We start from the raw sequence: 14,736 nt of genomic DNA, 5'->3' as shown, positions 1-14,736 counted from the left end.
CGGCGTCGCTACGCGCGCGAGAGCGTTCGGAAATCCACCTGACCGTGGATGTAGTAGGTGAAGCCGCGCAGGTCGTCGCGCGTGGCGACGTCGAATGCGGGCTGCCACAGCGGTATCAGCGGTACCTGTTCGGTAACGAGCTTCGCGGCGTCGCGCATCAACTGATCGTAGCGGCTCGTGTCGCTTTCCCATCGCGCGGCGTCGGTGAGGCGCACGAGCGCCGGGCTGTCGAACGATCCAAAGTTCCAGCGCCAGTCGCCTTCGAAGAAGATCCGGTAGTAGTAGTCGGGGGCGTTGAACCAGGCCGACGACGAATCGATGAAGAAGCCGAGCCGCTTGTCGGTTTGCAACTCGCCCCATTGCGCGCCCGACGATTTGTCGAGCGTCACCTGCACGCCGATCGCCTTCAGTGCGTCCTGGATTAGCAGCGCAGCGGGTTCGGCAATGGCGGCGTCCGTCGCGTTGTAGCTCAGCGTGGTCTGGAAGCCGTCGGGGTGGCCCGCTTCCTTGAGCAACGCGCGTGCGCGTTCGACATTCGTCGCGTAAGGGTAGCGCTGCGGCCACGCGGCCGACGGCGCTGTACCCGCCGCCGCGCCGAACAGCGGTGCGCCCTTGCCGTGATTGACGCCGTCGAACAGCGATTCATAGGGTAGCGCGTAGGCGATGGCCTGACGCACCTTTACCGAGTCGAACGGGGCCAGCCGGGTATTGAACGCGACGAAGCGGAACGTGTTGGTGACTGGAATCGACAGTGTCGCGACGCCGGCTTTGCCTTCCAGGGAGGCGAATTCACGCGGGGGCAGTTGCAGCACGATGTCCGCGTCGCCACGCTGCAGCGCGGCGAGCCGGTTCGAAGCGCTGGGTACGGCCTGGACGATGGCGCGCCGGACGAACGGCAAATCGCCGCTGCGCCAGCCGTCGAAGCGCTCGTAGGCGACCTGCTGCTGACTCTGCCACGCGGCCAGCCGGTACGCACCGCCGCCCGCCGGATGACTGCGCAGCCAGTTGGTTCCCCACGGATCGGCGGTCTCGGCATGCGACTTCACCTCCGTCGCGTTCAGCACCGAAGCGAAGGTCAGCGCGAGGTTGGGCAACGCGTAGCGGTCTGCGTGCGGCAGATCGATGCGCAGCGTGTGGGGGTTGACCACGACGAACTGCGCGGGATCGGTGAGCGAGCCGGTTGCAAGCTGGCGCTTCGACGCGGGCAGGCTCACCGCGCGGTCGAGCGACCATTTGACGTCGTCGGCGGTGACGGGGCGGCCATCGTGGAAGGTCGCGTCACGCCGCAAATGAAACGTGAGGCTGCGGCCGTCTTGCGTCGACTGGAACGATTCGGCCAGTTCGCCCTTCAGGTGGTCGTAGTCGTAGCGCCAGGCGTCGTGCTTGCGCGCGCTCGCGGAGTCGAGCAATCTGCGATCGAAGCTGACGAGGCGGTCATAGATGTTCGTGAAAAGCCCGAGCGATTCGCGGGAAACGCCGTCGCCGTGCGGGTCGAGCGAATTGCCGATGCCCTCGGCGAGCACGCGGACAATTTCACGGCGCTGCGGCGCGGGCACGGACGTGGGCACGGCGCTGGCGGGCGCGGCGGCGAGCCCGGTGAATCCTGCGCCCGCGGCGAGGCCCGTGCCGATCAGGAAGCGGCGTCTGGTGAGCGTTGTCATGTTCGTCTTGCTGTCGTCGTTTGAAGGGGCTTCACGCGCGTGGCGCGTGCGAAGCGTGCAGGTGATGCGGTGGATACCTCAGACCGAAGCGTGGCGTGCGGGCTCGGTGCCGTTGAGCCAGTGCGCGCCGACGACGTTGTATTTCCAGCGCACCGGATCATGCACGGTATGCGTGCGCGCGTTGCGCCAGTGCCGGTCGAGCGCGTAGCTGCGCAATGTCGATTGACTGCCGCCGAACTCGATCAAGGTGGTCGATGCGTCGAGTGCGAGTTCGGTGGTCATGATCTTGGCCTCGGCCACGGCGATGGAGGCCGCGGAGACGGCGGCGGCTTCGCCCGCCGGCGCGTCGCGCGCGGCGTCGAGGGCTTGGCCCGCGCGCGTGAGCAGGCCTTCGGCCGCGTGCAGGCGCACGATCAGCGCGCCGACCTTGTTGAGCGTGAGCGGATCTTCGCTCGCGTGTACGGCGCCGCTATCGGCCCACGGACGCGCCTTGTTGCGCAGCCAGAAGCGCAGGTCTCGCAGCGCGGCGCGCGCGATGCCCAGATCGATGGCCGCATGCAGCAACTGCGCGAACGGCCCGTGGATCGTGGGGGGCGAAAAAAGACGGTCGCGCGGCAACACGTGCAGCGCGTCCACGTGAACGTCATCGAGAAGTACCGTGCCGCTGGCCGTCGTGCGCTGGCCGAAGCCGTCCCAGTCGTCGATCACCTGCAGGCCCGGGCTGTTCCTGGGCACATAGGCGAGCCATTGATGGCCCTCGTCGTCGACGGCGGCAACAGGCACCCAGTGCGCGAAGAGCGCGCCTGTGGAGTAAGCCTTGCGCCCGTTCAGGCGCCATGCGCCGCCGCTGCGCACGAGGCGGGTGTGCATGGTTTTCGAATTGGCGGTGCCCGTTTCGGACACGGCGTTGCCGAAACGCCTGCCGGCCAGGGCCTCGCGAAAGAACAGCGCCTGCTGCGCATCGTTGCCGATGAGGCGCACCGCGTCGACGAGACAATAGTGATTTTGCGGGATCTGTCCGATGGCGGGATCGGCTTCGGACACGACGGCGAGCACCTCGGCGAGCGTGACATGCGAGACGGCCGCGCCGCCGTGGCTGCGCGGCACGGTGATCCCCCACAGGCCGGTGCGCGCGAAGGCTTCGATTTCTTCGTGCGGCAACGCGCGCTCGCGGTCGCGATCCGCCGCGCTGCCGGCGATCGAGTCGGCAAAGCACCGGGCCGCTTCGAGCGCGGCGGTATCGCCGGCGATGACGGTGACTTCGGTTGCGTGCGCAGCGATGCCGTGCCGGGTAATCGTTTCGGTTGTCACAGGAAGTCCATGTCGAGATGAGCGTACCGTCAGGCGTCGCTGTGCGCGCGGCCCGGATGATTGGCAGGCAGCCGCGTGCGACCTTGCCCAAACAGTTTTTCGCGGTACGTGCCGGGCGCATAGGCTGTCTTGAAGCGGCCGCGCGTTTGCAGTTCCGGAATCACGAGCCGTGCGATGTCCGCAAAGCATTGTGGCGTGACGGTGCGCACCAGATTGAATCCGTCGATGCCGGCGCGATCCGCGAAATCGATCAGCCGGTTCGCGACCTCGGCCGGATCGCCCACGATGGGCTCGAAGCGGCCGCCCAGCGGCGCTTGCGCAAGCAGGCCGCGCACGGTCACGGGCTCGCCCGCGCGTGACAGACCGGCAACGGCCGATTGAATGCCGTTGCCGGCGGCGGCGGTAATGGGTTCGTCGAGTCCGTAGCGCGAAAAGTCGATACCGGTCGCGCTCGCAAGCTGCACGAGTGCGGCCAGCGGCTGCGCGTGGCGGCGGTAGGACTCGTAGCGCTCGAGCGCCTCGCTGCGCGTTTGCGCAACCACGACGACGACGCTCGTGAAAAGCCGCACGTCCTCGCGCGAGCGTCCGTGGCGCATCAGGTGCGCCTCAAGCGCGCGCGCATGAGCGGCCGTCGCGTCGAGGCCGTGATTGGGCAGGAAGATGCACTCGGCGTGGCGCACGGCGAAGTCCATGCCGCGCGCCGACGCGCCAGCCTGATACAGCACGGGCGAGCGCTGAGGTGACGGTTCGCTCAGATGGATGGCCTCGAACGGGTGCCAGGGGCCGTCGTGCCGGATGGTGCGAATCTTCGCGGGATCGGCGAAGCGGCCGGTGGCGCGATCGCGCAGCACGGCGTCGTCGGCCCAACTGGTTTCCCAGAGCTGGTAGAGGCCTGCCAGGTAGTCGTCAGCGCGTTCGTAGCGCTCGTCATGACCGATTGCCCCGCCGGCGCCGCTTGCGCGCGCCGCGCTGTCGAGAAAGCCGGTCACGATGTTCCAGCCAACGCGTCCGCGGCTCAGATGATCGAGTGTTGAGAAACGCCGCGCCAGCAGGTAGGGCGGCTCGACTCCCGTTTGCGCGGTGAGGCCGAACGAGAGATGCTCGGTGACGGCCGCCATCATGCTCACGACGGGAACCGGATCGTTCACGGGTGTTTGAATGGCGTGTGCGAGCGCGGCTTCCGGGCCACCGCCGTAGACGTCGTACACGCCGAGCGCATCCGCGAGAAAGAGCCCGTCGAACATGCCTTGTTCGAGCACGCGCGCAAGTTGCAGCCAGTACGCGGCGTCGGTGTAGCGCAGGGCGGTGTCGTCGGGATGCGTCCAGAGTCCGTGCGACAGATGACCCGGCGCGTTCATGTCGAACGCGTTCAACAGCAGGTGACGCGGTTCAGCCGGGCTGCTCAAAACGGACGGCTCCCCGCAAGGCTGATGCGCTTGAGGACGCGCCGTTCGCCGGAGTCGAAATCGTCGCGGCCGTGCAGGGTGGCCTGGTTGTCCCAGAACACGATATCGCCAACGCTCCAGCGGTGCCGGTAGGTGAATCGCGGCGAGAGGATATGGGCCCGCAAGGCCTCGATGAGTTGCGCGCCTGCGCCCGGCTCGTAATCGACAAGCTCGACTTCGGTGCGCGCGCCCAGATAGATCAGGCGGCGGCCGCTTTCGGGGTGCGTACGTACGAGCGGGTGATCGATGAACGGACGCAGCGGCTCGATGCCGGGATGCCGATAAAGCGGAATGCCTTCCGGCAGCGGGTGTTTGCGCCGAAGGAACGGGTTGTACGTGATGAGCCGCAGGCCGTTGATTTGCGAGCGAAGATCGGCGGGCAACGCGTCGTACGCCGCCGCGAGGTTGTACCAGGTCGTGTCGCCGCCGTTCTCCGGCACTTCGAGCGCATAGAGCAGCGAGCCCGACGAAGGTTGCGGCGTCCAGTGGTGATCAGAATGTGCGGGTAGCTCGATGTTGCCGAGCACGCCGTCGTCGACATTCGAGACGAGCACGATGTCCGGGACGGTGCCGTCGTCATGCGAGCCGAGAACGGGCGCATCGCGGGGCGGCACGTAGACGGAGCCGAACCACGACGCGAGCCGTCTGAAGGCCGTGTCATCGAGTTGCTGGTTCTTGAAGATGAGAATGTGATGGTCGCGCAGCGCCTGCTTGAGCGCAAGGATCTGCGCCGCGCTCACGGCACTTGCCCCGTCGAAGCCGTTCACTTGCGCGCCGAGCAGTGCATCGAGCGGAGCGATCGTGAAGGCGTCCGCCCGTGACCCGTTGGTCGAGATGTCTGTCATATCGATGGAATTGGCGCGTCGTTTGTTGATTAGGTATACGACGTAATTGGAGAAAGTCGAGTGTAAGTTCGCGCGAATCGGAACTGGAAATTATTTTTTTGTATAAATAAAGAACGAACAGGAGCGCGCTTATGGCTTATTGGTGTATTCGTCGATATTGCGCGATGCGACGACGCAGGCGTGTTGATATGGATGTTTTTACGCCGATCTGCGCGAACGTAAATGAGGGGCTCCGATATATATTTTGTGGTTGCTCGTGCAACCATATTGAAGAAGCCGTGGTGGCGAGAAGGCGCATCGCGGATGCGCCTTCGGGAACTGTCAGCGAAGCGCGATCGGCGCGTCGTTTGCGCGACGCGCGTCCTCAAGAAGCGGCTTGCCGGGGCCGGCCAGCCATTCGTCGAAGCGAAGAAGCGGACCGAATTCGCGGTCGAGTGCCCGGATATCCGCGTGGCCGGTGAGCCGATCTTCGTCAATCAGGCTCGCCAGTCGGCCAAGGAACGGGTCCTGTTCCAGCAGACTGTCCGCAAAGCGGTGATAGGCGATCGGTGTGCCTGCGGCGCGGCTAAGGCTTTCCCGCAGGCGCGCGGCGGTGAGTTCGTCGCCCGCGATTTCGATGGTCCGTCCAACGTAGCGTTCCGGCGCAGAGAATATCGTGGCGACGATCTTGCCGATGTCTTGCACGGCAATGATCTGTCCGCGTTGCTCCTCGCGAAGGAAGAACGTGAAGATGTCCTTGTCTAGACCCATGCCCGGCAGCATCAGCATCTCCATGAATCCGGCGGGACGCACAATTGTGCTGTTCAGATCAAGACGACGGATGTGCGCTTCTATCTCCGATTTGCTGTCGAAATGACCCATTCCGGTCTTTTCTTCGCCGGCCGCATTGACCGACGTATAAACCAGGTGCTCGACACCCGATTCCAGCGCAATGTCCGCAATGGCCTTGCCGTAGCGGATTTCCTCCTCGTCGGACACCCCGTACACTGCGCCTTGCCCTGAGCTTGGCTGCACGCTGAAGACGCCATAAATGCCTTTCATCGCGCGTCGGATCGACGCGCTGTCCGCCAGGTCGCCCACGGCCATATCCGCGCCTAGCGAAGCCAGCGACTTCGCTCTGGCGCTGGCAGGATCGCGGACGAATGCCCTGACTGCCCATCCATTCGCCCTGAGCGCAGAGGCGACCGCGCCTCCCTGTTGTCCCGTTGCGCCAAACACGAGCACGGGGTTCCCGCCGACACGGTTCCCGGAGACCGGGCCGCCGGTTTTCGGATTGACTGACATGTTCACTCTCCTCGTTATCAGAGGTGATTCATGGTATAGATTTGAAACCTGAATGCAATTACGCACCTGAACGCTACCAGGTACCCCGGAGGATCCCATGTCCGCGTCATCCCATGAAGACCTCGAACTGAATCGCTTCGTGCTTGAAGAGATCACGAGCAAGTGGTCGCTGCTGGTTCTCGATTGCCTCTGCAGTGGCCCGATGCGATTCAACGCGCTGCGCAGGGCGAACGAAGGCATTACGCAGAAGTCGCTGACGCAATGCCTGCGCCGCCTGGAATTTAACGGCTTCATCAAGCGGACGGTCGTCAGTACCGCTCCGGTGGCCGTGACCTACGAAATCTCGCAACTGGGGCGCTCGCTCGAACCACATCTGCGCGCGATTCTGGAATGGGCAGAGCAGCATCGGCACGCGGTCGAGGCCGCGCGGCAAGCTTTTTCTGCGGCGCAAGGCCCGGTTCAGGGGGAAGGAGGTTTTTCGACGCAGTAGATGCGAAGCGTCATCGCAGGTTTCACCTCGGATGCCCGGCCGTAATGAATCGACCGTGAGGGCGCTGTCTCGATCCGGACGGCGCGAGGCATCACAGCGCGCCGGGGCGCGGATCGGGCACGAAGCCGTCGCGGTTGGGCATGTATAGCAGGCCGTGCGTGAACTGGACGGGCAGCCCGCTCGGGCCGTTCCATTCGTTGCCGGTGTTGCCCGAGCATTCGAGAAAGTGCACGCGCGACTCGGACGGGAAGCGCACGAGGCCGTCCATCGTGAAGAGTCGTGGCTTGCGCACGAGGCCATGCACGACGAGGCGATGCTGGTCGGGATCGATGGCGGGCGCGCGGCATGGGGGATTACGTGCGCCACATTCGAACGCCGTGACCTGACAACCTTTGACCGATTCGCCGATCGCTGTTCGCGCCGCAGGATCACTCGATCAGGCGTCTACATAGAGCCCGGCCAGATTGCCGCAGAGTCCGTCCGCCGTGACCGTGTGTCCATGCACCCGCTTGTTGTAGAGCGTGACCTGCTTGAGTGTGATGAGGTTGTAGACCGGCAGATCATCCGCCACCTTCAGCTGAAACTCCTTGAAGATCTCGATACGCTTGTTCCGGTCGACCGCCACCGCGGCCGCTTCCAGAAGCCTGTCCGCGTCCGCGTTCTCGTAGTGGCTGGCATTGGAGAAGGGCACGCCGGGCTTGAAATTCTTCGACCAGTAGATGCGCTGGACACCCACAGTCGGGTCGAAGGTGTTGCCCATGAAGTTTGCGTCGATATCGAACGCACGATCCGTGAACACACGTTTTACATAAGTCGGGAAGTCTTGCGAGCGAACCGTTGCGTCGATACCGACACGTCTGAGCGATTGCCTGAGAAACTGTGCGAGTAGCTGAAACGACGGATCGTACGGTTTGTAGTCGATTGTCAACGGGAAACGGAATGACTGCCCATCTCCCTTACGCCGATAGCCCGCGTCATCCAGCAGCTTCTCCGCGAGTGCCGGATCGTATGGATAGGACTTTACGGCGGGGTCGTAGAACTGGCTCAGCAAAGGGCTGATCGCCGCCGGCGAGGGCACGCCGTAACCATAGAAGACGGATCGCAGGATCGCCTGGCGATCAATGGCATGACCGATGGCGTGGCGGATGCGTACATCTTTCAGATACGGGTTGTCGAGGTTGAAAACCAGTTGAGTCAATGCGGCGTCGTAGCTGTAGCCGCGCGTTTCGAGTTGCAGATGCGGCTCCTTCGTGAGCCTGGCGATGTCCGTCAACGGCACGGGGTTTTCGCCGGCAAGATCGAGCTCTCCGGTTTCGAGCGCGGCAGCGCGTGCGGCGGCATCCGGAATGAACGTCAACCAGAGTTCATCGACATACGGCTTCGGTGCATCCCAGTAGTCGGGGTTGCGCACCAGACGGACATGACTGCCGCGCACCCACTCCTTGAACAAATACGGCCCGGTGCCGATTGGCTTCGTATTGTTAGGATTATTAAGCGGATCGCTCTCGGCATAGAGGTGAGCCGGAACGATCGGCGACTCGGACGCAGCCAGCGCATAGAGCAGATAGGGCGCAGGGCGGGAGAGTCTCAGCACGGCGGTATGAGCATCCGGCGTATCGACACCCGATACGTTCGCGAAGGTGGCGCGGCCACGCGGGTGATACGTCTGCAGGAGCTTGATGGACTGCGCGACATCCTGCGAGGTGAACGGCTTGCCATCGTGCCATCGCACGTTCTCACGAAGATGAAACGTGTATTGGAGGCCATCGCTGCTGATTTCCCACTTCGTCGCCAGTTGCGGTTGAGGTTGCACGTCGAAGTCGTAAGCGAGCAGACCTTCCGTTATCTTGGGACTCGCCTTGTCCTCCGCGCCTGCCGTGGTCGCGAAGTTGACCAGCACGTTCGGTTCCGGATTGACCAGCAGCGTCACGCGGCCGCCGCGCCTGGGCGCAGGTGATCCGGATGGTTTGCCGCCGACTTGCTGCGCGTACGCGGCGGATGGCGTGCCAATTGCTGACGCCAGTACGGTGGCGCCGGCGGCGGCCCCGAGTCCCTGGAGGAAGGCGCGGCGTTTCAGAGCGCGATGGCCATTCGACGACGCGGGTGCATGTTTGGATGGCGGTGCGGAAGTGGGTTTTCCTGCTTTGCGGCGCATGACGAACCACTCGGTAATCGGGGCGATTTAGTGTAGGCGCGCCTCAATTGTGAGGTGAACCATTCGATCATCGGATGCTTATGATGAAAGCGATTACATGCATATGGTTGTGCTGGGAGTGTTGCGACGTCACACCTCGTTGACGGGGGCGAGCCCCAGAACAATCACGCCAGCTGCTCTCCGCGCGGTGCGAAGCTCAGCGCCAGCACAGCGAAGATCAGCACGCCGGTTGCGACCTGCTGCCAATAGAAATTCCAGCCAATCAGCAACAGGCCATTGGCCACGAGGCTGATCAGCAGAACGCCGAGCAGCGTGCCGGTCACGCCTGGCCGTCGGCTCGGCGACAGCGTGGTGCCGATGAAGGTTGCGCCGATCGCGTTCAGCAGATAACCATTGCCCGCCTGCGGGACGTACGCCTTGACCGTCGACGACAGCAACACGCCGACCACGCCATAGATTAACGCGCTGGCAATCAGCGTCCACGACACGATCGTGCCGACGGGCAGCCCCGAGTAGCGTGCGACGCCCGGTTGTGCGCCCAACGCGGCGGCCTGCCGTCCAAACACCGAGCGCGCCGAGGCCACGTGAACCGCGCCAGCCAGTATCGCGACCAGCCACAGCGGCACAGGAATTCCGGCGATTGCGCCGTGTGCCAGCTCGCTGAACAGCGCCGACAGCGGGACATTGAGCAAATAGACTGGCTGTCCGCCGTCGGTCGCCAACTGCTGCACGGTTTGTCCGATGAACAGCGTGCCGAGCGTGGCGAGAAACGGCGCGATGCCGAAGCCGGCGATCAACACGCTGTTGAGCGCGCCGACCGCCAGCGCTGCCACGAATCCGCCCAGTATGGCGAGCGGCAGCGCCGTCTGATGCGCGCTGAGCAGCACGAACGCGAGGCTCGCAACGTCGATCGACGTGCCCAACGATAGATCGATCGCACCGATTGACAACGCCAGCGTCATCCCCAGCGACGCGATCGCGAGCAACGCGAAGTTGTTTAGGAGCACGTTCGCCAGATTGTCGGCGCGCGCGAAGCCGGGCGCGACCGCCGAGAAAAATGCAAACACGGCCAAGAGTGCGACGATCAACGCGTAGCGCTGCACCCGGGCGATCCGGTTAGTCATTTGCATGGTTCCCGGTGTGGCGTCGGCGCATCACAGCGGTGGTGGCGACGACGAACAGGATCAGCGCGCCCTCGACACCGTTGACCCAATAACTCGACAGATTGTCGAGCTGGAAGCCATTGTTGACGAGGCCGACAAACAGCACGGCAAGCAAGGTGCCCGGAATGGTCGGCACGAGCCGCCGTGAGAATACGACGCCCAATAGTGCCGCCGCGATGACCGCCAGCAGATTCTCGCCCGCGCCTGGCGAACTTCCGCTCAGCAGCGCAGAGGATGCAAGGGCCGCCAGCGCGGCCGAGAGACCGCTGACCACATAGCTCGAAGCAACATACCGGTCTGTGCGGATTCCCGCGGCGCGCGCGGCGTCGCGATGCGCGCCGGTCGCGCGCAGGCGCAAGCCGAATGCGGTGTAGTGGATCAGCAACGTGAACAGCACGGCGACGCCTATGAGCGCATACGCGAGATGCGGCACGTCGAACGGGCCGCTATCCAGCAGGAACGTCATCAGCGGCGAGGCGACCGGGACAGACGTATTCTGCGTCAGCACCAGTTCGAGGCCTGCGGCGATATTCATCGTCGTCAACGTGGCGAGCAACGGGAAGATGCCCAGCGCGATCACCGCGAATGCGTTCAACGCGCCGATCGCGGCACCTGCGGCGAGCGTCAGAACCAGCGCGGCGCTTTCCGGCAGACCGTCGCGCAAACTCACGGCATAGACCGCCGCGCACCAGCCCATGTTCGCCGCGATCGACAGATCGAGTCCGCCCTTGATCGGATCCGCGCCGCCGCCGATCAGAACGGCCGTCAGCCCAAAGCCGAGAATGCCTACCACGACCGATTGCTGCAGTACGTTCGCCAGATTCGCGATGCTCAGGAATAGCGGAGAAGTCGCGGCGAAGACCGCCGCCACCAGCGCAAACGCCAGCACGGCGCAGCCGCGCAGCCAGAACTGCGCGCCGAACCATCCGGACGGCAACGCAACGCGTGGGCGCTCCCGTGTATCGTCAAGTACCTTGCTCATGCGGCGCGCTCCGTACGGCGCGCGCGCGGCGGCGCGGCTGTCGCCTCGCCGTTGGATCCGGTGCGAGCGCCAGTGGCCCATGCAAGCACCTCCTGACTCGAGGTTTCGCGCGAGATCAATTCCTTGACGATGCGCCCTCGCGTCATGACCAGCACGCGATCGGTCACTTCCAGCAGTTCGATCAGGTCGCTCGAAAACAGCAGCACGGCCGCGCCGTCGTTGGCGAGCCGCTCGAGCATCCGGTAGATCTCGGTCTTTGCACCGATATCGACGCCCACAGTGGGTTCGTCGAGCAGATAGATTCTCGACCCCGGTCCGGCGCCGCGAATCAGCCATTTGCCTAATGCGACCTTCTGCTGATTGCCGCCCGACAGATGACGCACCGGCGCTTCCGGGCCGGGTGCGCGGATGCTGAACGCGTCGATCGCCTGCCGCACGGCCTGGCGCTCGTCGCGTCGCGCCAGCAATCCGAAGCGGCTGAAACGCGCGAGGCTCGACAGCGTGAGGTTTTCGCGCACGCTCAGCGACTGCGCGACACCATGCGCGCGACGGTCTTCGGGCACGAAGGCGATGCCGGCGCGCACCGCGTCGGCGGGGCGGCGCAGTCGCACGGGCTTGCCGTCGAGTGTGATCGCGCCGCGAACCTCGCGTTCGAGTCCGAACAGGCTGCGCACCAGTTGCTTGCCGCCCGAGCCCAGCAGCCCGGTCACGCCGACGATCTCGCCGCGCCCGAGTTCGAACGAAATCTGCTCGAAGCGCTTGTCCGCGTGGAGCTCGTGCACCGACAGAAGCGGGGCGCTTGCGGTTCGCGGCGCACGCGCTGTGCGGGGCGTCGCATCGGTGCCGATCATCGCGCTGACCAACGCTTCGGTCGGGGTTGTGCGAGCGTCGACGTGCGCGACGTCCTTGCCGTCGCGCAAGACCGTGACCCGATCGCAGATCGCCGCGATTTCGTCCAGATGATGAGACACATACAGGATCGTCAGGCCGCGCTGCCGCAGGCGATCGATCGTCTGAAGCAGACGCTCGACTTCGCGATTGACGAGCGCGGCAGTCGGTTCGTCGAACACCAGAATGCGCGGCTCGCGCATCAACGCACGGGTGATCTGCACGATCTGCTGTTCGGCCACGCTCAACTCGGCGATCAGACGGTTGGGCGCGAGATCGATGCCGAAATGCGTTGCGACCGCTTCGCGCGCCTCACGCTGCATGCGCCGGACGTCGAGTATGCCCAGAGGAGAACTGCGCCGATCGAAGCGCGTGCGGCGCGTGCCGAGAATCGGCTCGTTGCCGCTTAGCAAGGCTTCGGCGACCGTGAAGGTGGCGGGCAGTAGTCGTTCCTGATGAATGAAGCCGATCTGCGAAAGCGGCTCACGTGACGCGCTTCCGTTCGGACCCCGGTCCACGCCGTCCACCGCGATGGTCCCGCCGTCGGCATGGTGAATACCCGCGAGTATCTTGATCAGCGTCGATTTTCCCGCGCCGTTCTGACCGATCAGACCATGCACGGTGCCGCGCCGCACTTCCAGCGATGCGGCGCGCAGCGCCGGCACACCGTTGAACTGCTTGACGACGTCATGCAGCGCGAGCGCGGGAATGTACTGCGTCATTTCGATGCGATGCTGCCGTTCGGTGCCGTTTGCCCGAGCGTCTGCTGAATGGCGCCGGCGTTATCTTTCGTGACAAGGATCGACGGCACGTAGGTGTATGGCGCCAGATTCTTCTCGCCGGCGAGATAGCGCGCAACGTTGTCGACCGCGGTTTTGCCGATCAGCGCGGGTTGCTGCGCGACCACGGCGGCCGCGCTCGAATTCGGATCCTTGACGAGGTTGACCACGTCCGGGCTGCCGTCTACCGCATAGGTTTTGATTTCCGTGCGGTGCGCGGCGTCGATAGCCTGCGTCGCGCCAACTTGCGGCACGTCCCACGCGGCCCAGATCGCGGCGATCTGCCCCTTCGGATATTTGGTCAACAACTGGCTGATCTGCGCGTACGCGCTTTGTACGGTGTTCGGAATCACATCGCGCAGTTCGGGCTGGATGATGTGCACCTTCGGGTAGTACTTCAGCACGGCTTTCAACTGGTCATAACGGATTGCGCACACCGGTACGCCATAAAAACCGTTGAACACGAGAATGTTGCCTTCGCCGTGAATGTCGTTGACGAGTTTCAGCGCCAACTGTTCGCCGATGAAGAAATTATCCGACGTGGTGTCGTTCAGGCTGGACGGCGAGGCCGTATCGATTGTGAAGAGCGGGATGCCTGCCTGGCGGATTTTCTGCAACCAAGGCTCCAGCACGCTCGCCGTGCCCAGTTGTTCGACGATCGCGTCGGGCTTCTGCGCGATCAGTGTCTGGATCTGCGCGATCTGCCGATTGTCGTTGCGGCCCGCATCGAGTGCGATCGGCGTACCGCCCAGCCGTTTGACTTCGTCGACCGCACCTTGATAGGCCTTCAGGTCCCAGTAGTGATCCGTGCCGGCTGCCGTAATGCCGATCCGCTTGCCTTTCAGCGACGGCACGTCCTTGTCGGCCGCGTCCTGCGCGTGTGCGTCGATACCGGCCCCCAGAAGAGAAAGCGTGACGAGTGCCGGAAGAAACTGCCTCAGTTTGCTATGGATTTTTTTCATGTCGTCGTGGAGTCGAAGCGGGTGAAGCGATCCGACGACTTTAAACAACAACACGACGCTGGAAACGAACAAATCCCGCTAAGGTTATCAGGGGGATGTTGCGGTGCTTAGTACGAATGGCGCAGATCGCCGGGACGAGTCTAAAGGACCGAACCGTAGCCAGGCCAAAAAGGCGTTTATGCGCCACGCCAATCTGACGACTACCTCGGTCACGCTGTATGGGATCATCGATTCAGGTCTCGGCGAAATGAAACAACCAGGGTGGCAAATCGAACGTTCAGGCGACTTCAGCCGGGCTGTCGGGCAGCCGGTTCGGAATCCGGGCTCACGCGCAACCAGCATTGCGCAGAACCGCCGGGGAACACGGCTCATCGCGTCTGTTCGCGACGCCCCTGGTTGCTCTGTCGACGCAATGAATCAAGCCGGGCGGGGACCATCGGCGGTCCAGCGCCCCGTTGAGTCGACTTCGATCGGCACGACGGCATTTAGCGGCATATCTGGATGCAGCGAGGAGAGCTCCGTGGGAATGCGTCGAGCAGCATGACCGGTACGCGGCCCTTGTTGCGAGTCCGGATGACGCGCAGCGCGCGCTCGCTGGATTCCCGCCGATCAGTAACCGACCTTCTCAGGCCAGCGCGGCGCGCAGGGATATTCATTCCGCTTCTTTCGATCTGACCGATTCTTGGTTCCGTTTCGCGGCAGTGCTTTTTATGCTGGCAGGTTCGATGAGTATGCCGCGGCACACGCGGCCCCTCACGCCACACGCTAAAA

At 64.0% G+C, this 14,736-nt stretch carries 11 protein-coding genes and 1 pseudogene; 1 reads left to right on the top strand and 11 read right to left on the bottom strand.

Annotated features, from left to right (window positions below; all coding sequences use genetic code 11):
* Positions 1–8 precede the first annotated feature (8 nt).
* From ACOJB8_RS22815 to ACOJB8_RS22795, 5 genes are all read right to left on the bottom strand, one after another.
* Complete coding sequence (locus tag ACOJB8_RS22815; protein WP_475014380.1) at positions 9–1,661, bottom strand: ABC transporter substrate-binding protein; 1,653 nt, start codon at positions 1,659–1,661, stop codon at positions 9–11.
* Between the two features lie 78 nt (positions 1,662–1,739).
* Positions 1,740–2,972, bottom strand: coding sequence for an SfnB family sulfur acquisition oxidoreductase (locus ACOJB8_RS22810; protein WP_406954225.1), 1,233 nt, complete (start codon positions 2,970–2,972; stop codon positions 1,740–1,742).
* Between the two features lie 29 nt (positions 2,973–3,001).
* Positions 3,002–4,378, bottom strand: coding sequence for an NtaA/DmoA family FMN-dependent monooxygenase (locus ACOJB8_RS22805; protein WP_406954224.1), 1,377 nt, complete (start codon positions 4,376–4,378; stop codon positions 3,002–3,004).
* A complete protein-coding gene (locus ACOJB8_RS22800; protein ID WP_475014375.1) occupies positions 4,375–5,262 on the bottom strand; it encodes a TauD/TfdA dioxygenase family protein in 888 nt (295 codons plus the stop codon). The genes ACOJB8_RS22805 and ACOJB8_RS22800 overlap by 4 nt, the downstream gene beginning before the upstream one ends.
* 321 nt (positions 5,263–5,583) lie before the next feature.
* On the bottom strand, positions 5,584–6,546 hold the full coding sequence (locus ACOJB8_RS22795; protein WP_475014373.1) for an NmrA/HSCARG family protein: 963 nt from the start codon (positions 6,544–6,546) through the stop codon (positions 5,584–5,586).
* Between the two features lie 139 nt (positions 6,547–6,685).
* On the opposite strand from ACOJB8_RS22795, the gene ACOJB8_RS22790 reads away from it, so the two are divergent.
* Positions 6,686–7,036, top strand: coding sequence for a winged helix-turn-helix transcriptional regulator (locus ACOJB8_RS22790; RefSeq protein ID WP_256094432.1), 351 nt, complete (start codon positions 6,686–6,688; stop codon positions 7,034–7,036).
* Positions 7,037–7,181: 145 nt separating this feature from the next.
* On the opposite strand, the pseudogene ACOJB8_RS22785 reads toward ACOJB8_RS22790, so the two are convergent.
* The 6 genes and pseudogenes from ACOJB8_RS22785 to ACOJB8_RS22760 form a co-directional block, all read right to left on the bottom strand.
* Positions 7,182–7,373, bottom strand: a pseudogene (locus ACOJB8_RS22785) (molybdopterin-dependent oxidoreductase); the annotation flags it as partial.
* Between the two features lie 99 nt (positions 7,374–7,472).
* The gene (locus tag ACOJB8_RS22780; RefSeq protein ID WP_475014369.1) at positions 7,473–8,966 is read right to left on the bottom strand and encodes an ABC transporter substrate-binding protein; all 1,494 of its coding nucleotides are present in this window, start codon (positions 8,964–8,966) and stop codon (positions 7,473–7,475) included.
* Positions 8,967–9,355: 389 nt separating this feature from the next.
* The gene (locus tag ACOJB8_RS22775) at positions 9,356–10,315 is read right to left on the bottom strand and encodes an ABC transporter permease (RefSeq protein WP_475014367.1); all 960 of its coding nucleotides are present in this window, start codon (positions 10,313–10,315) and stop codon (positions 9,356–9,358) included.
* Positions 10,308–11,336: an ABC transporter permease gene (locus ACOJB8_RS22770; RefSeq protein WP_342947049.1), complete on the bottom strand. Its 1,029-nt coding sequence runs from the start codon at positions 11,334–11,336 to the stop codon at positions 10,308–10,310. The genes ACOJB8_RS22775 and ACOJB8_RS22770 overlap by 8 nt, the downstream gene beginning before the upstream one ends.
* Positions 11,333–12,946, bottom strand: coding sequence for a sugar ABC transporter ATP-binding protein (locus ACOJB8_RS22765; protein ID WP_342947050.1), 1,614 nt, complete (start codon positions 12,944–12,946; stop codon positions 11,333–11,335). The genes ACOJB8_RS22770 and ACOJB8_RS22765 overlap by 4 nt, the downstream gene beginning before the upstream one ends.
* Positions 12,943–13,965: a sugar ABC transporter substrate-binding protein gene (locus ACOJB8_RS22760; RefSeq protein WP_342947051.1), complete on the bottom strand. Its 1,023-nt coding sequence runs from the start codon at positions 13,963–13,965 to the stop codon at positions 12,943–12,945. Before ACOJB8_RS22760 ends, ACOJB8_RS22765 begins: the two co-directional genes overlap by 4 nt.
* Positions 13,966–14,736: the final 771 nt, after the last annotated feature.

It is taken from the genome of Paraburkholderia sp. BR10141, from assembly GCF_056155635.1.
Note: the sequence above shows the minus strand (reverse complement) of the source record. Positions and strands in the feature narration are given on the sequence as shown.

Excerpts from the sequence above, each read along its gene's own strand:
- ACOJB8_RS22800 (WP_475014375.1), bottom strand. The coding sequence starts at position 5,262 with ATGACAGACATCTCGACCAACGGGTCACGGGCGGACGCCTTCACGATC.
- ACOJB8_RS22760 (WP_342947051.1), bottom strand. The coding sequence starts at position 13,965 with ATGAAAAAAATCCATAGCAAACTGAGGCAGTTTCTTCCGGCACTCGTC.
- ACOJB8_RS22770 (WP_342947049.1), bottom strand. The coding sequence starts at position 11,336 with ATGAGCAAGGTACTTGACGATACACGGGAGCGCCCACGCGTTGCGTTG.
- ACOJB8_RS22775 (WP_475014367.1), bottom strand. The coding sequence starts at position 10,315 with ATGACTAACCGGATCGCCCGGGTGCAGCGCTACGCGTTGATCGTCGCA.
- ACOJB8_RS22795 (WP_475014373.1), bottom strand. The coding sequence starts at position 6,546 with ATGTCAGTCAATCCGAAAACCGGCGGCCCGGTCTCCGGGAACCGTGTC.
- ACOJB8_RS22815 (WP_475014380.1), bottom strand. The coding sequence starts at position 1,661 with ATGACAACGCTCACCAGACGCCGCTTCCTGATCGGCACGGGCCTCGCC.
- ACOJB8_RS22765 (WP_342947050.1), bottom strand. The coding sequence starts at position 12,946 with ATGACGCAGTACATTCCCGCGCTCGCGCTGCATGACGTCGTCAAGCAG.